Here is a 9,367-nt window from a genome sequence, read left to right as displayed (position 1 = left end):
TGGACCGGCCGGCCCGGTGGCGGGCGGGGGCGTGCGCGCCGGACCGGGGTCCGGGCGAGGAGAGGCGCGACGTCGTGGACGTCAGCGCGGGGGCACCGCTGCGGCGTGCTTCAGCAACCGGCCGCGGGGAGCGGGGAGTCGGCCCGACAGAGCATCGTGGAGACACGCAGCAGATCCACGTGACGACGCGAGACGAGGAGCGGGGCCATGCGCGCATCCTGACCGCGCACCCGCCGCCGCCACAAGAGGCCGTCCACATCCCGGGCGTCGGCGTATCGGCATACGGAACGGCACACGGATCGGCACACGGATCGGCATACGGAACGGCATACGGAACGGCCGGGGCCCGGTGCGGAGACTGCTCCGCACCGGGCCCCGGCGTCCCACCCGCGGGAACGGGTCACTTCACGGCGACCGCCCGCACGATCTCCTGGGACACGCGCGCGCCCTTGTCATCGTGCGCGGAGGCCCGCAGCGACAGGGACGTCGCGTCCTCGGGCACACGCAGCACGCCCGTCCAGGACGCGCCGCGGCCGTCGAGCCGCACCGTCGACCAGGTCGCGCCGTCGTCGTAGGAGACGTCGAGCGCACCGCCGCGGATCGTGCCGGTGCCGGTCGCGCCCTCGACGTACTCGGCGAAGATCCCGACGGGCAGCCGGGCGCCCGCCCGCACCTTCCCGGCGAGGTCGGTGTCGACGTCGAAGCCGAGGTTGATCAGCGGCAGGAAGATCTCCTCGTCCGTCGCCGGCCGCGCCGAGCGCACCGTCCACTCGGTGTGCCCCTCGGTGCCGATGCCCCACAGGGCGGGGTCGAGCGCGGTGTCGGTGACGACCTTGTACGTCTTCTCGGCCGGGTCGGCCTCCCAGACGTAGCCCGCGGAGCTGACCTGGCGGCCCTGGCTGACGCCGTCGGCGAAGACCTCGGTGTACTGGGTCATGCCGCTCTCGGAGTCGTAGGCGTCACCGAAGCCGGTGTGGTCGGGGCCCGAGTCGCCCCAGCCCGGGGTGTTGAACTGGATGCGGTCCCCGCTGCGCTGCTGCCCCCAGCCGAGCCCGGTACCGAGCCACGGGTGCCAGACCGGCTTGAACCAGTCGAGCGCCGTGTGCCGGCCCGTCCTGTAGCCGACCAGACCGCCGCGCTCCTCCAGGCCCGCCAGGTTGACGGACTCGTGCCACTTCTGGCCCGGCTCCATCGACACGTAGTCGGTGCGCCGGCCCGGGAAGGAGTAGCGCTCCTGGAAGCCGACACCGATCTCGAAGGTGTCGGTGAGCGAGTAGCGGAACTCGCTGCCCTGCGCCTTCCTGTCGCCGTAGTAGGTGGTGTCGACGGTGGCGAGGTCACGGCCGCGGGGCGCGTACACGAGGCTGCGGTCGGGGACACCGCCCGGGTAGCCCTTCGACACGTCGTACACGTACGAGGCGTCGCGCGTGCCGGTCATGTCCAGGGTGCGGCCGGTGCGGGCGCGGGCCTGGAGGCGGGCGAAGTCGGCCCGGTCCACGCTCGCGATCTGCAGCGGACGGTCCGTGCCGTCCTCGTTGAAGAAGAGGGTGTTGAGGCGGCCGGGAGCACTGTCGGTGACGAACAGCGCCTTCGCGCCCGCGTCCTGGGCGGCCTGCGCGATCTGCGCCTCGGTGAGGCTGCCGTCGGCGTCCACGAGGACGGCCCTGCCCCGGACGTTCCTGCCCGCGTAGTCGGCGGCGGCTCCCCGGCCCGCGTCGACGACCCGGAGCCGGCTGCGGCCCTCGATCAGCGTGGAGCCCGGCTGCTCGAACGTCTCGTCGATGCCCGCGACGTCGATGTGCGGCTGCGCCTGGCGCCACACGGTCCGGTACTCGTAACTGCCGTCGCTCACCTTGCCGGTGGGCGCGGCGAACAGGGAGTCGTACTTGATGGGCACCTGGACGACGCCGAGGACGTCGGCTCCGCCCGCCTTGCGGTCGAACTCCATCAGCCGCTGGTGCGGCTCGTTGTCCCTGGGCAGCTTCGCGGCGACCTCGCGCAGCGTGCGGCCGTCGAGGGTGATCTCGCGGTCCCGGTCGAGGACGATCTCGGGGTTGGCGAGGTAGGCGAGCCCCAGCGCGTCCTTGCCGGCCGCGCCGCGCACGTCGAGGAAGGTGTCGGCGCAGTACGTGCCCGGCTTCAGGCGCAGCCGGACGGTGCCGGAGTCGTCGACCGCGACGCTCGTCGGGTCGGTGTTCTTCGCGAGCTCCTGGACGACGAGGTCCGCCGGGGCCGGCTCCCCGTCACGGTCCTTCACCCGGACCGTGAGCGTGTACCGCTCCTCCTCCTTGACCAGGCCGAACGCGGTGTGCGCGACCGGTGTCCCGGCGGCGCTCGCCACGATCCGCCCGCTGAGACTGCCGACCTCGGCCTTGCTCCCGTCGCCGGTCACCGTGGTCGATGCGGTGCCGTGCGCGGGCACGGTCAGCGTGCTGTCGGCGAGGCCGACCACCCCGTCGGGCGCGCCCTGCACCGCCAGGGTCAACTCGACCGGCGCGTCACCGGAGTTGCTGTACGTGACGGTCCTGGTGACCGGCTTGTCGTCGTCGTGGGGCCAGGCGAAGAAGCCGAGGTCCGCGCTGCCCGTCGCGGTGACCTTCGCGGCGATCGCGTCCGGCACGGAGACCCGGCCCGAGCCGACCGCGTACGCGGAGTCGTCGAGCGGCTTCGAGGACGACATCAGGGCGTCCTTGAGCCGTTCGCCGGTCCAGTCCGGGTGGGCCTGGGCGAGCAGCGCGGCGACACCGGCGACGTGCGGCGTCGCCATCGACGTGCCGCTCATCGTCGTGTACGCGCCGGAGCCCTCCACGAGCGAGGAGCGGGCGGCGAGGATGTCGACGCCGGGGGCGGAGACGTCGGGCTTGAGGCCGTTGTCGCCGAAGCGGGGGCCCTGGCTGGAGAAGTCCGCCCGCCGGTCCTGGTCGTCGACCGCGCCGACCGTGAGCGCGGCGTCGGCGGCGCCCGGCGAGCCGATGGTGCCGGCGCCGTAGGAGTTGCCCGCCGCGATGACGAACAGCGCGCCGGTCTGCGCGGACAGCGTGTCGACCGCCTCGGCCATCGGGTCGGTGCCGTCGCCCGGCGTGTCCGAGCCGAGGCTCATCGAGACCACCTTGGCGTCGACGTCCTTCGCGGCCCACTCCATACCCGCGATGATCTCGGACTCGCTGCCGTAGCCCTCGTCGCTGAGCACCTTGCCGACGGCAAGGGTCGCGTCGGGGGCGACGCCCTTCTCCTTGCCGTCCGAGGCGGCCCCGGAACCGCCGACGGTCGAGGTGACGTGCGTGCCGTGCCCGGCCCGGTCGGCGACCTCCTGCCCGGCGATGAACGACTTGGACTCGCTGACCCGCCCGGCCAGGTCGGGGTGCGTCGTGTCGTACCCGGTGTCGAGGACGGCGACCTTGACGCCCTTGCCGGTGAGCCCGGCCTCCCACGCCTTCGGGCTGCCGATCTGGGCGTTGGACTGCTCCATGGTGCTGTGCACCCGGGCGTCCAGCCAGATCTTGCCGATGCCGTCGGCGAGGCCGTCCTTCGCGGTGGCCGCGTTCCAGAAGGTGCGGCCCTTCCGCGCGTCGAGCGCGGCGCCGCCGACGCTGTCCAGCTTCCGGGTGCGCTCGGCGCCCCGGGGGGTGGCGGCCGCGGAGCGCGCGGTCCTGCCGCGGTAGGTCACGATCAGCGGGGTCGCGTCCGCCGTGCCGTCGGCGAGTCCCTGCGCGATCAGGGCGCTGACGTCGAAGAGCCGGGGGTCCAGGCTCCCGGCGGCGAGCAGGCCCTGCGCCTCCTCGGGCACGACGGTGATCCGCCCGTCGGTCACCTGGGTGCGCACGGTGCCGTCGGCGCCCGGCGGGCGCTCCACGTCGACGGTCCTGCGGCCGCCGCCGACCTCGGTCACGGTCACCCTGTCGCCGGTCACGAGCGTCACCGTGTGGGCGGCGCGGGCGGCCCTGCCGCCCTTCCCGGCCTGCGTGGCCGTCGGGGTGCCGGCGTCCGGCGCGGCCTGCGCCCCGGCCAGTGGCAGCAGCGCGAACGCCAGCCCGGCCGACAGCAGAGCCGCGCCGCGTCTCGCGGCAGGTCCTCTGGTCATCGTCGTCGCCTCTCGTCGTAGGACTCGGGACGGGGGTGATGCCCGAGTGCTACGAGGAGTGTCAGGGACCCTTTGTTTCAAGGGAGTTGACGTGCAGTGGCGGAAATGCGCCCCGACGTCTTCCCGCCAGGGCCGGGCCCCGCACGCCCTGTCCGGCCCACTCCAGCGCGCGCTCCGACGGCCCCCGCCGCACGATGACAAGGAGGACCGCACATCCGGCGGCCCGTCCACGGTCTGCGCTCTCGGGAGGACCTGCCATGACCGTCAGTCTGGAGCAGCTGCGCCGCTGCCACTTCGCCGTCGACCTGGGCGCCGCCCGGACCCGCGTGTACGTGAAGGGCGCGGGCCTCGTCGTCGACGAGCCGAGCGCGGCCGCGGTCAACACCCGTACCGGCGCACTGATCGCGGTCGGCGAGCTCGCCGAGAAGATGACCGGGCGCACACCCGCCTACATCCGCGTCGTGCGTCCCGTCTCCGGCGGCACCGTCGTCGACATCGAGATGGCGCAGCGGATGCTGCGGCACCTGCTCGGCGAGAAGCTGCGCCGCGCCCTGCGCCGCAAGCCCCGGCTGCGCGCCGCGGCCTGCACCCCGCACGACGCGGACCCGCTGGCGCAGCGGGCCGCGGTGGAGACGCTGGTCGGGCTGGGCGCGCGCCGCGTCGAGCTGGTGGACACGCTGATCGCCGCGGCGGTCGGCTGCGGGCTGCCCGTCGAGCAGCCCGAGGCCACGATGATCATGGTGTGCGGCGCCGCGACCACCCAGATCGCGGTCCTGTCGCTGGGCGCGATCGTCACGGCCCAGCGGATCCCGGTCGGCGGCGACGCCATCGACCACGCCGTCGTCCAGCATCTGCGCCAGCACCACGAGCTGATGCTGCCCTCGCAGTCCGTACGCCCCCTGCAGCTCGCCCTGAGCGGGAACGGGCTGACGCCCAGCGGTCCCGAGCAGACCGAGATCCACGGCCGGGACGTCGCGACGGGCCTGGCCCGCTCGGTGCACGTCGACACGTCGGCGGTGCGGCAGGCCATCCACACCCCGCTGACCGCGGTCCTCGACGGCATCGGCAGGGTGCTGCGGGACTGCCCGCCCGACCTGGTCGCCGACCTGGCCGACCGCGGCATCATGATGGTCGGCGGTTCGGCGCTGCTGCCCGGCCTCGACCAGATGCTGCGCGACGCCACGGGCGTGCCGGTGCACATCGCCGAACGCCCCGACGTGTGCGCGGTGCAGGGTCTCGGCGCGATGATGGAGGGCAAGATCCAGCCGATGGTGCTGGACCCGCTGGCCGACTGAGCGGTGGACGGAGCGACCCTCACGATGTGTCCGAGCGGGACGGCGCCCGACGCCCCGTCCGGCCTGTCCGTCCTCCTGGAAGCGGTCCTGGCCATCGGCACCGAACTCGACCCGCGCGCCACCCTTCAGCAGCTCGTGGACAGCGCCGCCGCCCTCACCGGCGCCCGGCACGGCGTCCTCGGGGTGCTCGACCCGGACCGCGGGGAACGCCTCGCCGAGGTCGTGACCAGCGGCGACACCCCGGCCGACCTGCCGCCCGACGAGCCGTTCGACGCCGTGCTGCACGAGCCGGACCTGCTCGCCGTGCCGGTGTACGTACAGGGCGCGGTCGCCGGCCGGCTGCGGCTGACCGGCCGCACCCCGACCGGCGGCTTCACCCGTGACGACCTGGAGCTGCTGCGCGTCCTGGCCGGCCAGGCGGGCATCGCCCTGGGCAACGCCCGGCTGTACGAGAGCGCGATGCAGCGCGAGCGCTGGATCGAGGGCGCCGCCGCGGTGACCACGGCGCTCCTCACCGGCGCCCCCGGCGACGCCCTGACGACCGTGGCCGAGCAGGCACGGCTGCTCGCGGACGCCGCGGCCGGTGTCGTGCTCCAGCCGACCGAGGCGGGCGGGATGGAGATCGTGGCGGCGGCCACCACCGACGACCCGGGCGTCCTGCTCGGCGCCACGATCCGCCCCGGTACCGCGGTCCTGGCCCAACTCCTCACCGGGGAGCCGGTGTTCCTGGAGGACTCGGCGACGGACCCGCGGATGACGACCCATGTGCGCAGTCTGTTCGGGCCGAGCATGATGCTGCCGTTGCAGGCCGCGGGGAAGCTGATCGGCACCCTGGCCCTGCCGCGCTCGCGCGGCGCCCGCCCGTACACGTCCATGGACCACCGGCTCGCCGTCCAGTTCGCCTCGCAGGCCGCGCTCGCGCTGGTCCTCGCGGACGCGCAGACCGGCCGGGAGCGCCTGGCCGTGTTCGAGGACCGCGACCGCATCGCCCGTGACCTGCACGATCTCGTGATCCAGCGGTTGTTCGCGACGGGGATGATGCTGGAGTCGGCCGCGCGCCGGAACCCGGCGGACCAGGTCGGCGCGGTCCTGGAGCAGGCCGTGGACGAGCTGGAGTCGACGGTCCAGGAGGTCCGCACGACGATCTTCGCGCTGCAGCAGCCGCCGTCGGACGCGCCGACGACGTTCCGCGGCCGGGTCCTGCGGGAGACCGCGGGCGCGGCGGCGGTACTCGGCTTCAGCCCGTCCGTGCAGTTCACCGGCGCGCTCGAGTCCGCGGTACCGGCGACCGCCCAGGGCCATCTGCTCGCGGCCCTGCGCCGCGCCCTCGCCACGGCGTCGCGCCGCGCGGGCATCGAGCGGATCGAGGTGACCGTCGACGCGGAGGCGGTCCTGCCCGACGGCCGCCCCGGGGTCCGTCTGACGGTCCGGGACGACGGCACCCGCGCCCCCGACGAGCCGGAGTCCCCGGTGGTCTGGCAGGCACCGCGCTGACGGGGCGGGTCGGGTCTACCGTGCGGGCATGACGACAGCAGCGACCCGCGCCCTCGGCCCGGACTTCGACGTGCCCGTCGAGCGGCGGTACTTCGAGGACTACGTCCCCGGATCGACGTACACGTACGGCAGCATCACGGTCACCGAGGCGGAGATCCTGGAGTTCGCCGGCCGCTTCGACCCGCAGAGCATCCACACGGACCCGGCCGCGGCGGCCGACGGGCCGTTCGGGGGCCTGATCGCCAGCGGCTGGCACACGGCGTCCGTGATGATGCGGCTGTACGCGGACCACTACGTCAGCAAGGTCGCGAGCCTGGCCTCCCCCGGCGTGGACGAGCTGCGCTGGACGCGCCCGGTCCGCCCGGGCGACAGCCTGAGCGCCCGCACGACGATCCGCTCGGCCCGCGTCTCGCGCGGCAAGCCGGACCGCGGCATCGTGCACACGGACGTCGAGGTGCTCAACCAGCACGGCGAGCCGGTCCTCACCCTCACCGCGATGAACCTACTGCTGCGCCGCGCGTCCGGCCCGGGGTTCGAGGAAACGCCCTAGGCGAGCCCCGGCGCGTCCCATACGGGGAACCAGCGGCCGAGGTCGGGCTCGACGCGCAGGTCGTCGCCGAGCGCGGCCCGCACCTCGAGCTCCAGCGTGTTGTCCCGCTTCTGGTGCTGCCCGGGGTGCGGCGCGAAGGGGTAGAAGGTGCCGCGCTTGTAGAGGTAGACGAGCGCGACGGCCCGTCCGGCGCCGTCGCGGAAGCCGATCAGGGAGCAGAGCAGATGGGGCCCGAACCCGCTCTCCTCCAGCGAGGTGTTCACCGCGTGCAGGTCGTTGACCAGGCCGGCGACGTCCTCGGGGGCGTGCCGCACGCGCAGCCAGGTGTAGCCGAGGCCGTCCGTGGTGAGCTCGACGGGGCCGTCGAGCAGCTCGGCCAGCTCGGCCTCGATGCGGTCGAAGGCGCCGCCCTCGACGCTGGCGAAGCAGACGGAGCCCTGCCCCGTGGGGACGAGGGCGGCCGCCGCCTGGAGCGTGACGGCGGCCGACGGGAGGGCGAAGAGCTGGTCGAGGTCGGGCCGGACCGGCTTGCTGCGGCCGAGGATGGCGTCGAGGAGGCCCATGCGGGGTCCTGTCCCTTCCCTGGGTCTGTCACGGGCGGCCGAGCTGCGCGGAGATGCGGCTCAGCTGGTCGAGGCGCTGTTCGAGCGTGGGGTGCGAGGAGAGCAGCCGGCTCGCGCTCTCCTTGTTGAAGGCGGGGGCGAAGAAGAAGGCGTTGAACGGCTCGGCCTTGCGCAGGTCCCGGGTGGGGATCCGGGCGATCTGGCCGGTGACCTTGGTGAGCGCGGAGGCCAGCGCGGACGGCCGGCCGGTGAGCAGCGCGGCGGCCCGGTCGGCGGACAGCTCGCGGTAGCGCGACAGCAGCCGGGTGAGCAGGAAGCTGACGGCGTAGACGACGGCGCTGACCGCGGTGACGACGAGGACGGCCACGGCCGCGTTGTTGTCCCGGCTGTTGCGGCTGAAGCCGCCCCACAGGGCGGTCCGGGTGATCAGCCCGGCGAGGACGCCGAGGAACGAGGCGATCGTCATGACGGCCACGTCCCGGTGCGCGACGTGCGACAGCTCGTGCGCGAGAACGCCCTCCAGCTCCTCGGGCTCCAGCCGGCGCAGCAGCCCGGTCGTGGCGCACACCAGCGCGTTCTTCTGGTTGCGTCCCGTGGCGAACGCGTTCGGGACGTCCGTGTCGGCGACGGCGACCCGGGGCTTGGGCATGTCGGCGAGCGCGCACAGCCGGTCCACGGCGGCGTGCAGCTCGGGGGCCTGCTCGGGCGTGACCTCGCGCGCGCCCATGCTGAAGGCGGCGATCCGGTCGCTGAACCAGAACTGGCCGACGAACAGCGCGCCCGAGATCAGGAGCACGACGACCCATGCCCCTTTGAGCAGCACCACGAGGACCCCGACCACGACCACGTAGAGCAGGCCGATGAAGAACATCGTGGCGACCATGCGGGACGTGAGCCCGCGGTCGGGCGCGAACCGGGTCTGTGCCATGGAGCCTCCCGGGGGATGCGGCGCGTTCCCACCCCTCGGGTCAATTCTCCCTCTCCGGGGACACGTGCGGCACGGCGCGACGGCCCATGGAGTGACGCAAGGCCCGTCCGGCGCCAGGGCACCCGGCACTCCGGGAGAGCCCACTACGCTGCGTGACGACGCCCATGTCCGTACCCCCACGTCGGACGACCGGCAGGGCGGATGTCGTGACAAGGGTGTGACGCAGAAACGTTGAGGTTCGCGAATCACCCCCGTCATGATGAGGGGCATGCCTGAGCACGGGGGTGCGGCGGACGAGCCGCGGAGCATACCTGGATCACGCCTGTCCGGCGGCACCGAGCGCGAGGGGGCAGCGCGATGACCGGCGGTGGCGGTGGCGGTGGCGGTAAGGATCTGAAGGCCGATGGTCTGGCGCTGGTCGCGAAGGGACTGACCGAGGCGCTGGCCGAGCTGAAG

Annotated in this window: 6 protein-coding genes; 3 read left to right on the top strand and 3 right to left on the bottom strand. The window is 73.8% G+C overall.

The window, feature by feature from the left end; translation table 11 throughout:
• Positions 1 to 400: 400 nt before the first annotated feature.
• Positions 401 to 4,081: a S8 family serine peptidase gene (locus tag GTW43_RS11730; protein ID WP_161301594.1), complete on the bottom strand. Its 3,681-nt coding sequence runs from the start codon at positions 4,079 to 4,081 to the stop codon at positions 401 to 403.
• A gap of 257 nt (positions 4,082 to 4,338) precedes the next feature.
• On the opposite strand from GTW43_RS11730, the gene GTW43_RS11725 reads away from it, so the two are divergent.
• Genes GTW43_RS11725 through GTW43_RS11715 form a run of 3 tightly spaced genes read left to right on the top strand, consistent with a single transcriptional unit; the run spans position 4,339 to position 7,420 of the window.
• Positions 4,339 to 5,376, top strand: coding sequence for a rod shape-determining protein (locus GTW43_RS11725; protein ID WP_161301593.1), 1,038 nt, complete (start codon positions 4,339 to 4,341; stop codon positions 5,374 to 5,376).
• A 24-nt stretch (positions 5,377 to 5,400) separates the two neighbouring features.
• On the top strand, positions 5,401 to 6,870 hold the full coding sequence (locus GTW43_RS11720; RefSeq protein WP_161301592.1) for a GAF domain-containing protein: 1,470 nt from the start codon (positions 5,401 to 5,403) through the stop codon (positions 6,868 to 6,870).
• A 28-nt stretch (positions 6,871 to 6,898) separates the two neighbouring features.
• Positions 6,899 to 7,420 carry a MaoC family dehydratase gene (locus GTW43_RS11715; RefSeq protein ID WP_161301591.1) on the top strand — a complete coding sequence of 174 codons (522 nt, stop codon included), beginning with the start codon at positions 6,899 to 6,901 and terminating at the stop codon, positions 7,418 to 7,420.
• Here the strand turns inward: GTW43_RS11715 and GTW43_RS11710 are convergent.
• Together GTW43_RS11710 and htpX are read right to left on the bottom strand one after the other, a co-directional pair.
• Positions 7,417 to 7,983 (bottom strand): hypothetical protein, encoded by a 567-nt coding sequence (locus GTW43_RS11710; protein WP_161301590.1) that lies wholly within the window; start codon positions 7,981 to 7,983, stop codon positions 7,417 to 7,419. The genes GTW43_RS11715 and GTW43_RS11710 overlap by 4 nt on opposite strands.
• A gap of 28 nt (positions 7,984 to 8,011) precedes the next feature.
• A complete protein-coding gene (htpX, locus tag GTW43_RS11705) occupies positions 8,012 to 8,911 on the bottom strand; it encodes a zinc metalloprotease HtpX (protein ID WP_161301589.1) in 900 nt (299 codons plus the stop codon).
• Positions 8,912 to 9,367: the final 456 nt, after the last annotated feature.

It is taken from the genome of Streptomyces sp. SID5785, from assembly GCF_009870065.1.
In the GTDB taxonomy this organism is placed as follows: domain Bacteria; phylum Actinomycetota; class Actinomycetes; order Streptomycetales; family Streptomycetaceae; genus Streptomyces.
The sequence above is the reverse complement of the archived record's forward strand: the minus strand, read 5'-3'. Positions and strand labels throughout refer to the sequence as shown.